The organism is Streptomyces sp. NBC_00576, from assembly GCF_036345175.1.
GTDB lineage: Bacteria > Actinomycetota > Actinomycetes > Streptomycetales > Streptomycetaceae > Streptomyces.
This window is the reverse complement of the sequence record NZ_CP107780.1, coordinates 8409846-8428949: the sequence shown is the minus strand read 5'-3', so window position 1 is coordinate 8428949 and position 19104 is coordinate 8409846. Positions and strand designations below refer to the sequence as shown.

Annotated in this window: 14 protein-coding genes; 7 read left to right on the top strand and 7 right to left on the bottom strand. The window is 68.9% G+C overall.

Going from position 1 to position 19104, the window contains the following annotated elements; translation table 11 throughout:
• Window positions 1-30: 30 nt before the first annotated feature.
• Window positions 31-1251: an NYN domain-containing protein gene (locus OG734_RS36645; protein ID WP_330291720.1), complete on the bottom strand. Its 1221-nt coding sequence runs from the start codon at window positions 1249-1251 to the stop codon at window positions 31-33.
• A 237-nt stretch (window positions 1252-1488) separates the two neighbouring features.
• Between OG734_RS36645 and OG734_RS36640 the strand changes: the two genes are divergently transcribed.
• Window positions 1489-1662: a hypothetical protein gene (locus OG734_RS36640; protein WP_330291719.1), complete on the top strand. Its 174-nt coding sequence runs from the start codon at window positions 1489-1491 to the stop codon at window positions 1660-1662.
• 104 nt (window positions 1663-1766) lie between these two features.
• On the opposite strand, the gene dnaE is transcribed toward OG734_RS36640, so the two are convergent.
• Window positions 1767-5306: a DNA polymerase III subunit alpha gene (gene dnaE / locus OG734_RS36635; RefSeq protein WP_330291718.1), complete on the bottom strand. Its 3540-nt coding sequence runs from the start codon at window positions 5304-5306 to the stop codon at window positions 1767-1769.
• 238 nt (window positions 5307-5544) lie between these two features.
• Here dnaE and OG734_RS36630 point away from each other — a divergent pair, with 238 nt between their 5' ends.
• From OG734_RS36630 to OG734_RS36615, 4 genes are all read left to right on the top strand, one after another.
• Window positions 5545-6870, top strand: coding sequence for a DUF2252 domain-containing protein (locus tag OG734_RS36630; RefSeq protein WP_330291717.1), 1326 nt, complete (start codon window positions 5545-5547; stop codon window positions 6868-6870).
• A gap of 82 nt (window positions 6871-6952) precedes the next feature.
• On the top strand, window positions 6953-7642 hold the full coding sequence (locus OG734_RS36625) for a hypothetical protein (RefSeq protein WP_330291716.1): 690 nt from the start codon (window positions 6953-6955) through the stop codon (window positions 7640-7642).
• Between the two features lie 94 nt (window positions 7643-7736).
• On the top strand, window positions 7737-8585 hold the full coding sequence (locus OG734_RS36620) for a thioredoxin domain-containing protein (RefSeq protein WP_330291715.1): 849 nt from the start codon (window positions 7737-7739) through the stop codon (window positions 8583-8585).
• A gap of 137 nt (window positions 8586-8722) precedes the next feature.
• Window positions 8723-10396 (top strand): alkaline phosphatase D family protein, encoded by a 1674-nt coding sequence (locus tag OG734_RS36615; protein ID WP_330291714.1) that lies wholly within the window; start codon window positions 8723-8725, stop codon window positions 10394-10396.
• A 27-nt stretch (window positions 10397-10423) separates the two neighbouring features.
• Here OG734_RS36615 and OG734_RS36610 read toward each other — a convergent pair whose 3' ends face one another.
• Window positions 10424-10993 carry a dienelactone hydrolase family protein gene (locus tag OG734_RS36610; RefSeq protein ID WP_330291713.1) on the bottom strand — a complete coding sequence of 190 codons (570 nt, stop codon included), beginning with the start codon at window positions 10991-10993 and terminating at the stop codon, window positions 10424-10426.
• An 80-nt stretch (window positions 10994-11073) separates the two neighbouring features.
• Between OG734_RS36610 and OG734_RS36605 the strand changes: the two genes are divergently transcribed.
• On the top strand, window positions 11074-12189 hold the full coding sequence (locus OG734_RS36605; protein WP_330291712.1) for a mechanosensitive ion channel family protein: 1116 nt from the start codon (window positions 11074-11076) through the stop codon (window positions 12187-12189).
• Between the two features lie 106 nt (window positions 12190-12295).
• Here the strand turns inward: OG734_RS36605 and OG734_RS36600 are convergent, their stop codons facing one another.
• The 4 genes from OG734_RS36600 to OG734_RS36585 all read right to left on the bottom strand — a co-directional run bounded on the left by OG734_RS36600 (window position 12296) and on the right by OG734_RS36585 (window position 15323).
• Window positions 12296-12766: a GNAT family N-acetyltransferase gene (locus OG734_RS36600; protein WP_330291711.1), complete on the bottom strand. Its 471-nt coding sequence runs from the start codon at window positions 12764-12766 to the stop codon at window positions 12296-12298.
• Window positions 12763-13707, bottom strand: a complete 945-nt coding sequence (locus OG734_RS36595) for an RluA family pseudouridine synthase (RefSeq protein WP_330291710.1) — start codon at window positions 13705-13707, stop codon at window positions 12763-12765. Before OG734_RS36595 ends, OG734_RS36600 begins: the two co-directional genes overlap by 4 nt.
• A 66-nt stretch (window positions 13708-13773) precedes the next feature.
• Complete coding sequence (lspA, locus tag OG734_RS36590; RefSeq protein WP_330291709.1) at window positions 13774-14346, bottom strand: signal peptidase II; 573 nt, start codon at window positions 14344-14346, stop codon at window positions 13774-13776.
• Between the two features lie 116 nt (window positions 14347-14462).
• Window positions 14463-15323, bottom strand: coding sequence for a TraR/DksA family transcriptional regulator (locus OG734_RS36585; protein WP_330291708.1), 861 nt, complete (start codon window positions 15321-15323; stop codon window positions 14463-14465).
• A 581-nt stretch (window positions 15324-15904) separates the two neighbouring features.
• Between OG734_RS36585 and ileS the strand changes: the two genes are divergently transcribed.
• Window positions 15905-19063: an isoleucine--tRNA ligase gene (ileS, locus tag OG734_RS36580; protein ID WP_330291707.1), complete on the top strand. Its 3159-nt coding sequence runs from the start codon at window positions 15905-15907 to the stop codon at window positions 19061-19063.
• The last annotated feature ends 41 nt before the right edge of the window (window positions 19064-19104 follow it).

Below are 19104 nucleotides of genomic sequence, written 5' to 3'. Positions count from 1 at the left end.
CCCGCCCGGCCCTTCCCCATTAAGGGCCGCTCACTCCCCGGCGGGCGCGTGCTCCGCAGCCGTACGGACGTCGATCTCGCGCCAGAAACCGGCCCTGATCGCGTACCGGTCATGCTCGTCGATCTGGTCGTCCTTGTGGGCGAGCAGACCGAAACGGGCGGCATAGCGCAGCAGCTCGCCGTCGATGCGGTGCGGGATACGGGGGTACATCGTGGACAGTTTCTGCAGCTGGGCAGGTTCGGGCATGCGTTCCATCCAGCGGCGTGCGAACACCTGTCCGACCTCGTACGGATCACCGCCGACCGTGGTGATGTCCTCCTCGCGGTCCGCCCAGCGCTGCTCGGCCGAGGTGAGCTGGGCCAGCGTCGGCATGGAGGCGATGTCGGGGGGCTCGGAGGCCACGCCCGGCCGGTCGACCCAGCCCTTGTCGGAGGACCAGCGCAGGGTGGCGCTCGCGGGATGCTGGGCGGACTGGGCGCCGGGGGCCCGCAGCGCGGCCAGGTCCTTGGGGGTCGGTACGCCCTTGGGTGCGGGCACGCGCTCCTGCACGCCGTTCTGCGCGTCCGGGGCCGTCGCGTGCTCCTGTCGCTCGTCGGCGGCCCGCTCGGCGGCCTGCGCGTGCGACGACTCGGGCAGCGGCGCGGACAGGATCGCGGCGATCTCGGGCCGGGGCACGGGCTGCGGCGCGCAGATCCCGCCGAGTTCCTTGGCCCGTACGGCCTTGGTGATCCACGTACGGTCGAGGACGCGCCGCTCGTCGGCCTCGGCGACCAGGTCCTCGGACTGGTTGTAGTCGCCGTCGGCGGCCTGCACGGCCCACAGGTGTACGGCGACTCCGTGCTCCTTGGCGGCCATCATGCCCGGCAGCAGATCGCCGTCGCCGGTCACGAGGACGATGTCGGAGCAGGCGCGGTTGCGGGCCAGCTCGGTCAGCTCGGCGTGCATCGCGGCGTCGACGCCCTTCTGGGCCCACCGTCCGTCGCTGCGGGTCAGGGCGCCGAGCCGGACGGTGACCCTGGGCATCACGCGGAGCCTGCGGTGCTCGGGCTGGGGCACCCGGTCGGGGGCGCCGTCGAACCAGTAGATGCGCAGCAGTGGCCGTTCGGTGTCCGACTCGGCGCGTTCTCGCAGGCCCTGGATGAGGGCGGGGTGGTCGACGGTGATCCGGGACCGCGAGGGCTCTCCGGCGAGAAGACTCGCCGCGGCCCCGAGCAGATACCCGGCGTCCACCAGGACGATGCAGCGGTCCACGCGATCCACCCTCTTTCCGGGGGGTTTGCTTCGGGCTTGCTTCGAGTCTGCCCGACCGCGCGGAGGTTAACGGCCCGAACTCGATCTTCGGCGTGGCGTTTCCCGCGTCGGCCGTACGTCTCGCCGCACGACTCGACCTTATTACGCACGGTAATTCTCCGACATGCACGCTTTGTCGGGCCGTGTGAATCTGAATTTGGTCCTGGCCCCTAGATCCCCCTCAGGAGGAAGATCACCATGGCCAAGAACAAGAAGCAGAGTCGCCGCCACGAACCGGCGTCACAGGCCGAGCGCGGTACCGAGCAGGCGAAGTCCTCCTCGCTGGAGTCGCAGGCCGAGCAGCGCGCCGCCCAGGTGACTCCCGGTGATATGGCACGCAAGGGCCGGCAGAAGCGCTTCGGCCACAACTGAGCCGCCACTGAGTACGACAGGCATCTGAACAACGGGCTGTTGAAGCCCAGTGACAGTGAGGGGCGCACCCGGATCCGGGTGCGCCCCTCACTCACATCTCGTGGTCAGCCCGCGAGACAGGACGGTCCGAGCAGCACCTTCAGGTCACCGAAGAGTGCCGGGTCCGGCTTCACCCGGTGGCGGTCGAGCCGCAGCACCGTCGTCTTGCTCGGTCCCTGGAGCCGGATGCGGACCTCGCTCTCGCCCTTGTGGTGACTGAGGATCTCGCCGAGCCTGCTGATCATCGGCGGGGTGACCTTCAACGCGGGGATGGTGAGGATCACGGGGGCGTTGGTGCCCGCGTTGGACAGGTCGGGGACCTGGAGTTCCATCGCGACCAGGCGGGGCACGTCCTCGCGCTTGTCGAGCCGTCCCTTGACGAACACGACGGCATCCTCGACGAGTTGGGTCGACACCAGCTGGTAGGTCGCCGGGAAGAACATGCACTCGATGGAACCGGCGAGGTCCTCGACGGTGGCGATGGCCCAGGCGTTGCCCTGCTTGGTCATCTTGCGCTGGAGGCCGGAGATGATGCCGCCGATGGTGACGACCGCGCCGTCGGCGTGCTCACCTCCGGTGAGCTGGGAGATACCGGCGTCGGCCTTGTCGGAGAGGACGTGTTCCAGGCCGAAGAGGGGGTGGTCGGAGACGTACAGGCCGAGCATCTCCCGCTCCTGGGCGAGGAGATAGGCCTTGTCCCACTCGTCGGTGGTGAACTCGACGTCGAGACCGAAACCGGGCTCGCTGGTGTCCTCCTCGCCCATGCCGCCGAAGAGGTCGAACTGCCCTTCGGCCTCTTTCCTCTTCACCGCGACCACGTTGTCGATCATCGGCTCGAAGTGCGCGGTGAGGCCCTTGCGGGTGTGCCCCATGCTGTCGAACGCGCCGGCCTTGATCAGCGATTCCGTGGTCCGCTTGTTGCAGACGACGGCCTCGACCTTGTCGAGGTAGTCGGGGAAGGAGGCGTACTTCCCCTTGGCGTTGCGGGACTTGATGACCGACTCGACGACGTTGGTACCGACGTTGCGCACCGCGGACAGGCCGAAGAGGATCACGTCGTCGCCCTGCGCGGCGAAGTTGGACATCGACTCGTTGACGTTGGGCGGGAGCACCTTGATGCCCATGCGTCGGCACTCGTTCAGATAGATCGCGGACTTGTCCTTGTCGTCCTTGACCGAGGTGAGCAGACCCGCCATGTATTCGGCCGGGTAGTTCGCCTTCAGATAAGCGGTCCAGTAGGAGACCAGCCCGTACGCGGCCGAGTGGGCCTTGTTGAAGGCGTATCCGGCGAAGGGGACCAGGACGTCCCACAGGGCCTTGATCGCCTCGTCGCTGTAGCCGTTCTTCTTGGCGCCGGCCTGGAAGATGGTGAAGTTCTTGGCCAGCTCGTCGGGCTTCTTCTTGCCCATCACGCGGCGCAGGATGTCGGCCTCGCCGAGTGAGTACCCGGCGATGATCTGGGCGGCCTTCTGCACCTGCTCCTGGTAGACGATCAGACCGTAGGTGACCGCCAGAACCTCCTGCAGAGGCTCCTCCAGCTCCTTGTGGATCGGGGTGATCTCCTGGAGCTTGTTCTTGCGCAGCGCGTAGTTGGTGTGCGAGTCCATGCCCATCGGGCCGGGACGGTAGAGCGCCGAGACGGCGGAGATGTCCTCGAAGTTGTCGGGCTTCATCAGGCGCAGCAGTGAGCGCATGGGTCCGCCGTCGAACTGGAAGACGCCGAGTGTGTCGCCGCGCTGGAGCAGTTCGAAGGTCTTCGGGTCGTCGAGCGGCAGGCCCAGCAGGTCGAGTTCGACGCCCTTGTTGAGCTTCACCATCTTGACGGCGTCGTCCATGATGGTCAGGTTGCGCAGGCCCAGGAAGTCCATCTTGAGCAGGCCGAGCGACTCGCACTGCGGGTAGTCCCACTGTGTGATGGTCACGCCGTCCGTGTGCCGCACCCAGACGGGGGCGTGGTCGACGATGGGCTCGCTGGACATGATGACGCCGGCCGCGTGCACACCCATCTGCCGGACCAGGCCCTCGACGCCCTTGGCGGTGTCGATGACCTTCTTCACATCCGGCTCGTTCTCGTACATCGCCCTGATCTCGCCGGCCTCGCTGTAGCGCGGGTGCGAGGGGTCGGTGATGCCGTTGAGGTCGATGCCCTTGCCCAGGACGTCGGCGGGCATGGCCTTGGTGAGCCGGTCGCCCATCGCGTACGGGTAGCCCAGCACGCGCGCGGAGTCCTTGATGGCGTTCTTCGCCTTGATCTTGCCGTACGTGCCGATCATGGCGACCTTGTCGGCGCCGTACTTCTCGGTGACGTACCGGATCACCTCGACGCGCCGACGTTCGTCGAAGTCGATGTCGACGTCGGGCATGGAGACGCGCTCGGGGTTGAGGAACCGCTCGAAGATCAGACCGTGCGGGATCGGGTCGAGGTCGGTGATGCCCATGGCGTACGCGACGATCGAACCGGCCGCCGAACCACGGCCCGGACCGACCGCGATGCCCTGCTTCTTGGCCCACATGATGAAGTCGGCGACGACGAGGAAGTACCCCGGGAACCCCATCTGGATGATGACGTCCATCTCGTACTCCGCCTGCTTCTGGCGGTCGTCGGGGACGCCGCCGGGGAAGCGGCGGTTCATGCCGAGCCGGACCTCCTCCTGGAACCAGGTGATCTCGGTGAAGCCGTCCGGGATGTCGAACCTCGGCATGAGATTCTTCGCCTCGAACATGCCGGAGGTGTCGATCTGTTCGGCCACCAGGAGGGTGTTGGCACAGCCCTCCTGCCAGGCGTCCGAGGAGTCGACGGCGTACATCTCGTCCGTGGACTTGAGGTAGTAGCCGGTGCCGTCGAACTTGAAGCGGTCCGGGTCGGAGATGTTCTTGCCGGTCTGGATGCACAGCAGCGCGTCGTGCGCGACCGACTCGTGCGGGTACGTGTAGTGCGAGTCGTTCGTCACGAGGGGCGGGATGCCGAGCTTCTTGCCGATCTCCAGGAGGCCGTCACGGACCCGGTGTTCGATCTCGATGCCGTGGTCCATCAGCTCCAGGAAGTAACGGTCCTTGCCGAAGATGTCCTGGTACTCGGAGGCCGCCTTCAGCGCCTCGTCGAACTGACCCAGGCGCAGCCGGGTCTGGAGCTCACCGGACGGGCAGCCGGTGGAGGCGATGAGCCCCTCGGACCACTGGGAGATGGTCTCCTTGTCCATCCGCGGCCACTTCTGCAGCCAGCCCTCCGCGTACGCGTCCGAGGACAGCCGGAAGAGATTGTGCAGACCCGTCGAGTTGGCCGCCCAGATCGTCTTGTGCGTGTAACCACCCGAACCGGACACGTCGTCGCGCTTCTGGTGCGGCTGACCCCACCGGATCTTGCGCTTGTTGCGCCGCGACTCCGGCGCCACGTACGCCTCGATGCCGATGATCGGTGTGACACCCGCCTTCTTGGCGGTGTGGAAGAAGTCGTACGCCCCATGGAGGTTGCCGTGGTCGGACATGGCGATATGGGACATGCCCATCTCGTTGCACGCGTCGAACATGTCCTTGAGCCGCGCGGCACCGTCCAGCAGCGAGTACTGGGTGTGGACGTGCAGGTGCGTGAACGGCGGCTTTGACACGGCGTGGCCTCCATGGAAAACACTCGGCGACAGGCTGCGGGCAGTCTGGGGGGACAGCGACGAAGTCTAAGCCTCGGCACTGACAGCGGGAGGCGTCTCCCCCGGTACCTTCGTGGGCGGGTCGTGGGCACTCCGGCGTACCTTCGGACGTTGGAGGGACGACGGAGTCATTCGTCTCCCCGGTCGGCCTGTCCGGCCCCATTCGTCTTGCATCACCTGCACCAGGAGGCACCCAGCGATGTCGGTTCCGCAGCTCAGCGCCGAGCACCGCGGCGAGGAGATCCTCACCGTGTTCGACACCGCGTTCGGCGAGCTCCTGGCCGCCGACCCGGCCGCGTTCCGCGTGAAGTTCCGCAAGATGGCGGCCTCCGCGTTCGCGTTCTACCGGGGTACGGCGTGCCTCTTCTACCACGACCTGGAGGCGGAAAAGCGGGGCGGACCGTACCTGGACGACCGCACCGCGCGCGTGTGGATCCACGGCGACCTGCACGCGGAGAACTTCGGCACGTACATGGACGCCCAGGGGCGCCTGATCTTCAACGTCAACGACTTCGACGAGGCGTACGTCGGCCCCTTCACCTGGGACCTCAAGCGCCTCGCCGCCTCCCTGGCCCTCATCGGATACGCGAAGGCGCTCTCCGACGAGCAGATCAGCGAGCTCGTGCGGACGTACGCGGGCGCGTACCGCGAGCGCATCCGCGCCCTCGCGACCGGCGCGAAGAGCGACGAGGTGCCGCCGTTCACCCTGGACACCGCCCAGGGACCGCTGCTGGACGCGCTGCGCGACGCGCGCTCGCTGACCCGGTTCGGGCTGCTCGACTCGATGACGGAGATCCGCGACTTCGAGCGCCGCTTCGCGCCGGGCGGCGGCTCCATCGAGCTGGACGCGGCCACGCGCTACAAGGTGCTGGCCGCCTTCGACGGCTATCTGGAGACGCTGCCGGAGTCGTCCCTGAGCCGCCCGGACTCGTACCGGGTGAAGGACGTCGTCGGCCGACGCGGCATCGGCATCGGCTCGGCCGGGCTGCCCTCGTACAACATCCTTCTGGAGGGCGCCACGGACGCCCTGGAGAACGATGTGGTGATCTACATCAAGCAGGCCCAGACCCCGGCCGTCTCCCGGCACATCACCGACCCGGAGATCCGCGGCTACTTCCAGCACGAGGGCCATCGCACGGTGATCTCGCAGCGCGCCCTCCAGGACCACGCCGACCCGTGGCTGGGCTGGACCGAGCTGGACGGCCGCGGTCAGCTGGTCGCCGAGGTGTCGCCGTACGCCGTGGACCTGGACTGGGGCGACATCGACGACCCGGAGGAGATCGCGGCCGTCGTCGCCGACCTGGGCCGGGCGACGGCCACGATGCACGCCGCAGCGGACGACCAGTCCGGCGAGTCCCTGGTGCCCTTCTCCACGGAGCGGGCCATCGACGCGGTGATCGCGGCCGACGAGGCCGGCTTCGCGGACATCCTGGTGGACTTCGCCCACGAGTACGGCGCACGCGCGCGCAGCGACCACCAGGTCTTCGTCGACCTGTTCCGCAACGGCCGGATTCCGGGCCTCTAGGCAACCGCTTCGGACAGTGCACGGGCTCACAGGGACCTTTTAGGGGCCTCTTACAGGAGTCCGTGACACACTCTCCTCCGCTATGGACATATCCGGGACCCACCTCAGAGCCGTACGCGCGGCGCTGTTCACGGCACTCGTCGTGACGCTCAGCAGCGCGTCGCACGTGCTGCTGTCCAGGGTCCCGCTGCCGATGGGGACGGTGGCCGTGATCGCCGCCGCCGTCTTCGTCGTCGCGTACGCGCTGGCAGGCCGCGAGCGCGGCTTCGCCCGGATCGCGGCCCTGCTGATCCCGCTGGAACTGGCCGCCGACACGGTCTTCACCACCGGCCAGACGGTCTGTTACGGCCGGGCGGGCGGCCCGGTCGCCGGCCCGCTGCGCTCGGTCGGCTTCGACGTGCTGTGCGCCGGTGACGGCGTGGGCACCCCGCTGGCCCGGGTGGCCGGCACCGACACGGACCGGGTGGCGTCGCTGCTCGCCCACGCGGGCCCCTCGACCGCCTGGCTGCTGCTGGCCGCGCATGTCGGCGTGGGGCTGCTGGCCGCCGCCTGGCTGCGCCGGGGCGAACGGGCCCTGGCCCAGCTGCTGGCCGCGCTCGCCACCTCCACCTTCCGCCCGCTGCTGCTGGCCGCCGCCGCGGTGACGGTCCGGTTCGCCCCGACGGTAAGCCGCCTGCCGCGACCGGTTCAGCGCATCGCCACCCTCCGCACGCGTCTGCTCGTGCACTCCCTGGGACGCCGAGGGCCACCGAGCCCGCTCGCCTTCGCCTGAGCGACAGCACCGAGCAACGAGCACCGGCAAGCCCCCATTCATTTCCGCGTACGACGCCCATGACGCGTACGCGTTCCCCAGGGAGATCACCAGCATGAGCAAGCGGAACAGCCAGGCGTCCAAGAGCGCGGCCCGTGAACGTCTGCGCGAGGAGCGCGAGCGCCAGGCCAAGCGCGACAAGGTCAAGCGGCAGGTCATCGTGGCCGGCGCCGTCGTCGCCGTCCTCGCGATAGCCGGCGGTATCGGCTACGCGGTCGTGCAGAACAACAAGCCGGGCTACTGGGACACGGCGAAGGACGCGAAGGTCGTCGCCCCGGCCAACACCACGGGTACGAACGGCACGACGGTGGTCCTCGGCAAGAGCACCGCCAAGAAGACCCTCAAGCTGTACGAGGACCCGCGCTGCCCGATCTGCGCCCAGTTCGAGGAGACGGTCGGCCCGACCCTCAAGCAGGACTTCGACGCGGGCAAGTTCAAGATCCAGTACATCGGTGGCACGTTCCTCGACGGTGACACAGACGACAACGGGAAGATCGAGATCGGTTCCCGCGGCGAGGGCTCCAAGAACGCGATGAGCGCCATGGGCGCCGCGCTGAACGTGAGCCCGGCGGCGTTCCTGGAGTACAAGACGGCGCTCTACTCGGCGAAGTACCACCCCGACGAGACAGAGGACAAGTTCAAGAGCGACGACTATCTGATCAAGGTCGCGAACACGGTCGCCGCGCTCAAGAACAACACGAAGTTCCAGACCGCCGTCAAGAACGGCACGTACGACGCCTGGGCACTGGCGATGTCGCAGACGTTCAACACCAACAAGGACGGCGTCAACGGCACTCCGAGCCTGGTGATGGACGGCAAGACGCTCACGGGCGCGAACACCAAGTCGGCGCCCATGACGGTCGCCGACTTCAACACGGCGATCGAGGCGGCCCTGAAGTCCTGAACAGCGGGTTCCGGGGCGTTTGAAGCGCCTGCCGTACGGCCCTCCGCTCGGTCCCGGTGGACGATCAGCCGAAGAGCGGGCGAACTTTAGCCGGTTCGCCCGCTCCACTGCCTTACTGGTCAGTAATCTCAGCGCCCGTGACGAGTCGAAGCAGTTCCACCGAGTCCACGGGCGCCCAGGTCAACTCCCTCGCCCCGCGCCGCCGTACGGTCGTCAAGGCCGCCGCGGCCAGCGCCGTACTGGCCGGCCCGCTGGCCGCCTCGCTGCCCGCGAGCGCGGCTGCCGAGGCCCCCGCCTTCCTGCACGGGGTCGCCTCCGGCGATCCGTTGCCGGACGGCATCCTGCTGTGGACGCGTGTGACGCCCACGGCCGAGGCGATACCCGGTTCCGGGCTCGGCCCGGACACCGAGGTGAGCTGGATCGTGGCCCGTGACAAGACGTTCACGAGCGTCGTCTCCAAGGGCTCGACCACCGCGACGGCCGCCGCCGATCACACGGTCAAGGCGGACATCCGGGGCCTCACGCCCGCCACGGACTACTGGTTCCGCTTCTCGGCGGGCGGCACGGACTCCCCCGCCGCCCGTACGCGCACCGCGCCCGCCGCGGACGCCGCCGTGACGGGCCTCCGCTTCGGCGTGGTCTCCTGCGCCAACTGGGAAGCCGGCTACTTCTCCTCGTACCGCCACCTCGCGGCCCGCCGTGACCTGGACGCCTGGCTGCATCTCGGCGACTACATCTACGAGTACGGCACCGGCGCGTACGGCACGCGCGGCACCGTCGTACGCCCGCACTCCCCCGCGCACGAGATCCTCACCCTCGCCGACTACCGCGTACGGCACGGCCGTTACAAGACCGACGCGGATCTCCAGGCTCTCCACGCGGCTGCCCCCGTCATCGCGATCTGGGACGACCACGAGTTCGCCAACGACGCCTGGTCGGGCGGCGCCGAGAACCACACCGAGGGCACGGAGGGCACCTGGTCGAGTCGGCAGTCCGCCGCGAAGCAGGCCTACTTCGAGTGGATGCCGGTCCGCCCCGCGATCGCGGGCACCACCTACCGGCGCCTCCGATTCGGCAAGCTCGCCGACCTCTCCCTCCTCGATCTGCGCTCGTTCCGCTCCCAGCAGGTGGCCGTGGGCAACGGCTCGGTCGACGACCCGGCGCGTACGATCACCGGCCGGGCCCAACTGGACTGGCTGAAGGCCGGGTTGAAGGCTTCGGACACCACCTGGCGGCTGGTCGGGAACTCGGTGATGATCTCGCCGTTCGTCATCGGCTCCCTCACCGCCGACCTCCTGAAGCCGCTCGCCGAACTGCTCGGCCTGCCCAAGGACGGCCTCGGCCTCATCACCGACCAGTGGGACGGCTACACGGACGACCGCCGCGAACTCCTCGCCCACCTCCGCTCCAACGCGATCCGCAACACGGTCTTCCTGACCGGCGACATCCACATGGCCTGGGCCAACGACGTGCCCGTGGACGCCGGCACCTACCCGCTGTCGCCCTCGGCCGCCACGGAGTTCGTCGTCACGTCGGTCACCTCCGACAACCTCGACGACCTCCTCAAGGTCCCCGAGGGCACCGTCACCGCGCTCGCCGCGCCGATCATCCGCGCGGCCAACCGGCACGTCCACTGGGTCGACACCGACCGCCACGGCTACGGCGTCCTGGACATCACCGCCGACCGCGCGCAGATGGACTACTACGTGCTGTCCCACCGCACGAAGCCGAACGCGACCTCGACCTGGTGGCGCTCGTACCGCACGCTCAGTGGCACGCAGAAGATGGAACGGACGTACGCCCCGGTGTAAACGGCCGCGAGTACCGGTGCCCCCGGTCTACAGGCTGTCGAGGAAGCCGAGCGCCACACGCCAGGTGGCCTCGGCCGCCTCCTCGTCGTAGTCCGGCAGGTCGGGGTCGGTGTAGAGGTGACCGGCTCCGGCGTACCGGTAGATCTCCACGTCGGCGCCCGCCTTGCCCATCTGGAGATACCAGGAGCCCAGCCAGTCGTCGGTCTCGAACGCGTCCGGCTCGGCCACGTGCAGCTGGACCGGCAGCTCGTCGACCGACGCCGTCTCGGCGATGTCCGACGTGCCGTGCAGCAGCAACAGCCCGCGCGCCTTGTCGTCGCCGAGCGCGAGCGTCTGCGCGGTCGCGGCACCGAAGGAGAACCCCGCGTACACCAGACCCCGCCCGGAATAGGGCGCGGCGGCCAGGATCGCCCGCCTGAGCAACTCGTCCTTGCCTATGGCGTCCTTGAAGGCCATGCCCTCCTCGACGGTCTCGAAGGTGTGCCCGTCGAAGAGGTCGGGGGTCCACACCTCGTGTCCGGCCGCCCGCAGCCGGTCCGCCGCGGCGCGCACGGCGGGGCGAAGCCCATAGGTCGAGTGAAAGAGCATGACGTTCATGAGCACATCGTGCCAGCCACCACTGACAGAGAACGAAGTCACATGTTCATGACCGCCCTTCTCCGGTTACGTTCTCCGGCATGGAGAACGTACTGCGCCCGTTGATCGTCCTTGGTGGCTCGGTCGTGCTCACGCTGCTCATCGGCTGGGTCACGGACCGCTTGCTGCGCAAGGCGGACGAACGACAGACCGAGACTCCTCTGTGGGGACTGCTGCGCCGGGGCCGCGTGCCCTACCAGCTCGTCCTGTGTGCGGCGATGCTCAGAGGGTCCTACGACCAGGCCGACCTGATCCACGGGCACGAGGTCACCGCCGGCCGGGTCCTGACCCTGGTCCTGATCGGCTCGGCGGCGTGGCTGATCGTGCGCATCGCGGCGGCGATCGTGGACACCTCGTACACCCGTTACGCCCGCGCCCACCGCGACCCGGCCCGGGTCCGCCGGGTCCGTACCCAGGTGTCGCTGATCATGCGGGTGGTCGCGGCGATCGTGGCCGTCGTGGCGGTGGCGGCGATGCTGCTGACGTTCCCGGCGATGCGCGCGGCCGGCGCCTCCCTGCTGGCCTCGGCCGGTGTCCTGGGCATCGTCGCCGGTGTGGCGGCCCAGTCGACGCTGAGCAACATGTTCGCGGGGTTCCAGATCGCCTTCGGCGACATGGTGCGCATGGGCGACACGGTCGTGGTGGACGGTGAGTGGGGCACGGTCGACGAGATCACGCTGACGTTCCTGACCGTGCGGACCTGGGACGAGCGGCGCATCACGATGCCGGTCTCCTACTTCACCTCGAAGCCCTTCGAGAACTGGTCGCGGGGCGGCGCCCAGATGACCGGCATCGTCTTCTGGCACCTGGACCACAGCGCGCCCATGGAGGCGATGCGGGAGAAGCTCCGCGACCTCCTGCGCGAGTGCCCGGCCTGGGACGGACGCGCCTGCGACCTGTGCGTCACGGACGCCACACCGACCACCATGGAGGTACGCGCCCTGGTGACGGCGAAGGACGCGGACGACGTCTGGAAGGTCCGGGTGCACGTCCGCGAGGGCATGATCCGCTGGCTGACCGAGCAACACCCGTACGCCCTACCCCGAGTCAACACGGCGGACGCGGCCCTGCTCCCGGGCACGGAGGCGGCTCGCCGCTTCCAGGACGGAGGCCCGCGAAGGGCCCACGAAACGCCAAGGCCGGCCGGCCGAGGCTAGACACCACCCCCGGGCGGAAAGCCGCCGACGAAGCGCACCCCCACAGGCGAGGCCCACCTCTCAACGGACCCGCCACGGGTGGTGCGCGGGTGTGGGATAAAAAAACTCAAAAAGAACGGCGCATCGCAAGATGTGCGATACCCGCCTCGTAGAACTCGTCTCCGTACCCCGCATACCCGAGCCGCTCGTAAAACCCTGACGCGGAGGTCTGCGCATGCAGATCCACAGCGACGAGCCCCAGCCCCCGAGCCGCCTCCTCGATCCCCCGCACGAGCGCGACCCCGACCCCCAGCCCCCGCGCTTCTTTCCGCACCGCGAGCCGCCCGAGCGACCCCAAGGACAGATCTCCCCCGGTCCGGCCGGCCGCCGCCTCCCCGTACAGCAACCGCCCCGTACCGAGCGCCACCCCGTCCTCCCGGACGGCCAGCACATGCAGCGCGCCCGCGTCGAACTCGTCGTACTCCAGATCCTCCGGCACCTGCTGCTCCGCGACGAAGACCTCCTTGCGCACCGCGAAGCAGGCCTCACGGTCGGCAGGCTCCTCGGCGACGCGCACCACGTACGGCGCCAGGGTCATGCGTACGTCTCCTCGCGCACCCGCTCCAGGGCATTGGCCAGGTCGTCCGGGTAGTCGCTCTCGAACTCGACCCACGTCCCGTCCCCCGGGTGCTCGAAGCCGAGACGTACGGCGTGCAGCCACTGACGGGTCAGACCGAGCCGCTTGGAGAGCGTCGGGTCCGCCCCGTACGTCAGGTCGCCGACGCAGGGGTGCCGGTGGGCGGCCATGTGGACGCGGATCTGGTGGGTGCGGCCGGTCTCCAGCTTCACATCGAGCAGGGAGGCCGCACGGAACGCCTCGATGAGGTCATAGTGCGTGACGGACGGCTTGCCCTCAGCAGTGACCGCCCACTTGTAGTCGTGGGTGGGGTGCCGGCCGATGGGCGCGTCGATCGTGCCGCTCATCGGATCCGGGTGGCCCTGGACCAGTGCGTGGTAGCGCTTGTCGACCGTGCGCTCCTTGAACTGGCGCTTGAGCGACGTGTACGCGCGCTCCGACTTGGCGACCGCCATCAGGCCGGACGTGCCGACATCGAGCCGATGCACGATGCCCTGGCGCTCGGCGGCACCGGAAGTGGAGATGCGGTATCCGGCAGCGGCGAGGCCGCCGATGACGGTCGTCCCGGTCCAGCCGGGCGACGGATGCGCGGCCACGCCGACGGGCTTGACGATCACGACGATGTCGTCGTCGTCGTGCACGATCACCATGCCCTCGACGGGCTCGGCCACCACCTGCACGGGCGCGGGCGCCTGCGGCATCTCGACCTCGAGCCAGGCGCCGCCGTGCACCCGCTCCGACTTGCCGACCACCGAGCCGTCGACCGTGACCTTCCCCGCCGCGGCCAGCTCGGCGGCCTTCGTACGGGAGAAGCCGAACATCCGGGAGATGGCGGCGTCGACGCGCTCGCCCTCCAGGCCGTCCGGCACGGGCAGGTTGCGGATCTCGGGAATCGTACTCACCCGTCGAGTATGCAGGACTGGCCAGACACCCCCGACCGGGCCTGTGGAAAACCCCCGCCCAGCTCGTCAGTCCTTGTGGACGGTCCCGTCCGGGTCGAGCCCCTTGAAGGACAGCAGGACGATCAGGATGCCGCCGCAGACGATCGCGGAGTCGGCCAGGTTGAAGACCGCGAAGTGCTTGGGCGCGATGAAGTCGACGACCGCGCCCTTGAAGACTCCCGGCGTGCGGAAGATCCGGTCGGTCAGATTGCCCAGCGCGCCGCCGAGCAGCAGACCGAGCGCGATCGCCCAGGGCAGGCTGTAGAGCTTGCGGGCCAGGCGGACGATCACGACGATCACGGACGCCGCGATGACCGTGAAGATCACCGTGAAGGCCTCACCCATGCCGAAGGCGGCGCCCGCGTTACGGATCGCCTCGAACTTCAGCCAGTCCCCGATGATCTCGATCGGCGCGTGGTGCTCCAGCTTGGCGACGACGATCATCTTGCTGACAAGGTCCAGCGCGTACGCCAGCGCGGCGACCGTGAACAGCACGACGATCCGGCGCCTGCCCCGGGGCCGCTCGTCCGGGATCTCCGCCTCGGCTCCCGCCGCGTCTGGGATGTCCGGCGTACCGATGATGCGCTCCGCCTCTGCCACGTGAGTCCCTCAACCTAGGTTCCTGACTGAGGACGAGGGTACGACACGCCTCCTGGCACACAGGAGTGCAGGAGGCACACGGCGCGACTCGGCACGGCAGGGGCTCTGCGGAGGGGTCAGTAGCGCCGCTCCTGCTTCTGCTTGCACTCGACGCACAGCGTCGCGCGCGGGAAGGCCTGCATACGCGCCTTGCCGATCGGGTTGCCGCAGTTCTCGCACAGGCCGTACGTGCCCGTGTCCAGCCGCTCCAGGGCCCGCTCGTCCTGGACGAGCATCTCGCGCGCGTTGGCCGCCAGCGCCATCTCGTGCTCGCGCGTGATGTTCTTGGTACCGGTGTCAGCCTGGTCGTCGCCCGCGCCGTCCCCGGAGTCCCGCATCAGGCCCACGAGCGACTGCTCGGACGACGTGATCTCGGCGCGCAGCCGCTGCACCTCGGACTGCAGCTCGGCGCGTGCCTGAGCCACCTCCTCCGGAGTCCATGGGTCCTCACCGGGGCGTACTGCGAGCTCGCCCGGCTCCGCCGCCGCGATGATCCGCGCCTTGGGTACCGCGCTGGGCTTCTTCGCCGCCGTGGCCGTGCCAGCACTCTTCTTCGCAACCACCGTCGTGGCTCCCGTCGTCTTCGCGGCCTCGGCCGCGCCCGCCTTGTTGGCCGTGCTCTTCTTGACCGTGCTCTTCGTGGAGGTGCGTTTGCCGGCGCCGCCGTGAACCGCGGTGCTTCGGGGCGCGGCGGCCTTCTTCTCTACGGCTGTCTTGGCGACGGCCGTCTTCGCGGCGACGGTCTTCTTGGCCACCGTTTTTTTGGCCTCCGATTTACCTGCCACCGTCTTCGTGGCCGCCGTCTTCTTCGTGGTGCCCTCCTTGAGGGCGCTCTTCTTCGCGTCCGTGCCCTTGCCACTGCCGGAGGGCCCCGCGGCCGTGGATCCGGTGGATCTGCTGGACGCCGACTGCTGTACGGCGGTCTTTTTCGCCACCATGGCCGCGGCCCCTTCACATATTGTGATCTTGCTCGCGAATCGTGCTGGGACGATAAATCGACTTGAGTCCCGCGGCAACGGGGGCCGCCACCCGATTCGCCCACCCCGCCGGTCCCGCGGGGCAAGCCTGCAAGCGTTGTGCCCAGCTCCCCGCCGGGTAATCCGCCGAGCCGCGCGTCCCGGAATCCGGGCCACCCGACCCTCGCCATTCGGGTGGCCCGGAAAACCGGTCGGCCGCTGTCGGTGGGGCGCCGTACACTGGCCGCAGCGAGAAGCGTGGATGGGGACGAGTAGCGGCGTACGCAGCCCAGAGCGACCCGGGGACGGTGGAAGCCCGGGGGTGAGCGCGACGCGAAGATCACCCCGGAGCCGCCGGAAGAAAGCCGCAGCGAGGCGAGCAGGACAGCCAAGGCCAGTAGACCCGGTATCGCGACCCCAATGAGGGGGCTCACAGGTGCGCACGATGCACCGGGGAGCCAAGGAGGGTGGTACCGCGGGAGTACGCCGTACACGGCATCCGGAGAATTCCGGCTCTCGTCCCTCCGACGGAAGGCAGAAAGTCCGCCGGAGGAAGCTCGCTGATGACAACGCCGACGTACCGCCAGGTGCCCGCCCAGGTCGACCTGCCCGCCCTTGAGCACGCCGTGCTCGAGTTCTGGCGCGAGCAGAAGATCTTCGCCAAGAGCCTTGAGCAGTCCGAGGGCCGCCCCGAATGGGTGTTCTACGAGGGCCCGCCCACCGCGAACGGCATGCCGGGTGCCCACCACATCGAGGCACGGGTCTTCAAGGACGTGTTCCCGCGCTTCCGCACCATGCGCGGCTACCACGTGGCCCGCAAGGCCGGCTGGGACTGCCACGGCCTCCCGGTGGAGCTGGCGGTCGAGAAGGAGCTCGGCTTCTCCGGCAAGCAGGACATCGAGGCGTACGGCATCGCCGAGTTCAACGCCAAGTGCCGCGAGTCGGTGACCCGCCACACGGACGCCTTCGAAGCGCTCACGACCCGCATGGGGTACTGGACCGACCTGCACGACCCCTACCGCACGATGGACCCCGCGTACATCGAGTCGGTCTGGTGGTCGCTGAAGGAGATCTTCAACAAGGGCCTGCTGACCCAGGACCACCGCGTCGCCCCCTGGTGCCCGCGCTGCGGCACAGGACTCTCGGACCACGAGCTGGCCCAGGGCTACGAGACGGTCGTCGACCCGTCCGTGTACGTCCGTTTCCCGCTCACCTCCGGTCCGCTGGCCGGCGAGGCCGCACTCGTCGTCTGGACGACGACCCCCTGGACGCTGGTCTCCAACACCGCGGTCGCCGCCCACCCCGACGTCACCTACGTGGTGGCGACGAAGGGTCCATCCGACAGCGAGAAGCTCGTCGTCGCGGAGCCACTGCTCACCAAGGCGCTCGGCGAGGAGTGGCAGCCCACCGGACAGACCTTCACCGGCGCCGAGATGGAGCGCTGGTCCTATCAACGTCCGTTCGAGCTGGTCGAGTTCCCGGACGACGTACCCACCCACTACGTGGTGAACGCGGACTACGTGACGACCGAGGACGGTACGGGTCTGGTCCACCAGTCCCCCGCTTTCGGTGAGGAAGACCTCAAGGTGTGCCGCGCGTACGGCCTGCCCGTCGTCAACCCGGTCCGCCCGGACGGCACCTTCGAGGAGGACGTCCCCCTCGTGGGCGGCGTCTTCTTCAAGAAGGCGGACGAAAAGCTCACCGAGGACCTCCAGCAGCGCGGCCTCCTCTTCAAGCACATCCCGTACGAGCACAGCTACCCGCACTGCTGGCGCTGCCACACCGCACTCCTCTACTACGCGCAGCCGTCCTGGTACATCCGCACCACGGCCGTCAAGGACCGTCTCCTCCAGGAGAACGAGAAGACCAACTGGTTCCCGGACACGGTCAAGAACGGCCGGTACGGCGACTGGCTGAACAACAACATCGACTGGGCGCTCTCCCGCAACCGGTACTGGGGCACTCCGCTCCCGATCTGGCGCTGCGAGGAGGACCACCTCACGGTCGTGGGCTCCCGCGCGGAGCTGACCCAGCTCACGGGCACCGACCAGTCGGACCTGGACCCGCACCGCCCGTTCATCGACGCGGTCACCTTCTCCTGCCCCCAGGGCGACTGCGGACAGACGGCCACGCGCGTGCCGGAGGTCATCGACGCCTGGTACGACTCGGGTTCGATGCCGTTCGCGCAGTGGGGATACCCGTACAAGAACAAGGAACTGTTCGAGTCCCGCTACCCGGCCCAGTTCATCAGCGAGGCCATCGACCAGACCCGCGGCTGGTTCTACACGCTGATGGCGGTCGGCACGCTCGTCTTCGACAAGTCGTCGTACGAGAACGTGGTCTGCCTCGGCCACATCCTCGCCGAGGACGGCCGCAAGATGTCCAAGCACCTGGGCAACACCCTGGAGCCGATCCCGCTGATGGACCGGCACGGCGCGGACGCCGTGCGCTGGTTCATGGCGGCCGGCGGTTCCCCGTGGGCGGCCCGCCGTGTCGGCCACGGCACGATCCAGGAGGTCGTCCGCAAGACGCTCCTCACGTACTGGAACACGGTCGCCTTCCAGGCCCTGTACGCGCGTACTTCGAACTGGGCCCCGTCCGCGGCGGACCCGGCCCCGGCCGACCGCCCGGTCCTGGACCGCTGGCTCCTGTCCGAGCTCCACGCCCTCACCGACCAGGTGACGCAGGCTCTGGAGGCATACGACACCCAGCGCGCCGGCAAGCTCCTGTCCGCGTTCGTCGACGACCTGTCCAACTGGTACGTACGCCGGTCCCGGCGGCGCTTCTGGCAGGGCGACAAGGCCGCGCTGCGCACCCTGCACGAGGTCGTCGAGACGGTCACGAAGCTGATGGCCCCGCTGACCCCGTTCATCACCGAGCGGGTCTGGCAGGACCTGGTGGTGCCGGTGACCCCGGGCAGCCCCGAATCCGTCCATCTGACGTCCTGGCCCGAGGCGGACCTGTCCGCGATCGACCCGGAGCTGTCGAAGCAGATGGTGCTCGTACGGCGGCTGGTCGAGCTCGGCCGTGCCACGCGCGCGGAGTCGGGCGTGAAGACGCGCCAGCCGCTGTCCCGCGCGCTGGTCGCGGCGGCCGGCTTCGACACCCTCGACCGTGAACTGCACGCGCAGATCACGGAGGAGCTCAACGTCAGCTCCCTCGCGTCCCTCTCCGAGGTGGGCGGCTCACTGGTCGACACCACCGCCAAGGCCAACTTCCGCGCCCTGGGCAAGCGGTTCGGCAAGCGCGTCCAGGACGTCGCGAAGGCCGTCGCGCATACCGACGCGGCAGCGCTGTCCCTCGCCCTGCGCGCGGGCACGGCGTCGGTGGAGGTCGACGGCGAGACGGTCACGCTGGCGCCGGACGAGGTCATCATCACGGAGACCCCGCGCGAGGGCTGGTCGGTGGCGTCCGACTCGGGCGCGACGGTCGCCCTCGACCTGGAGATCACGGAGGAGCTGCGTCAGGCGGGCCTCGCCCGTGACGCGATCCGGCTGATCCAGGAGGCCCGCAAGAACAGCGGCCTCGACGTGGCCGACCGCATCGCCCTCCGCTGGACGTCCACGGACCCGGCGGTCACCGCGGCCCTCACCGAACACTCGGGCCTGATCGGCGACGAGGTCCTGGCAACAGCCTTCGGCGAGGGCGAGGCGGACGACACCTACGGGGACCCGTTCACGGACGAGGGCCTGTCCCTGACGTTCCGCCTGCGCAAGGCGTAGGCAACGGTACAGCCGACGGCCGCCGCTGCGGGCAGTCGTGC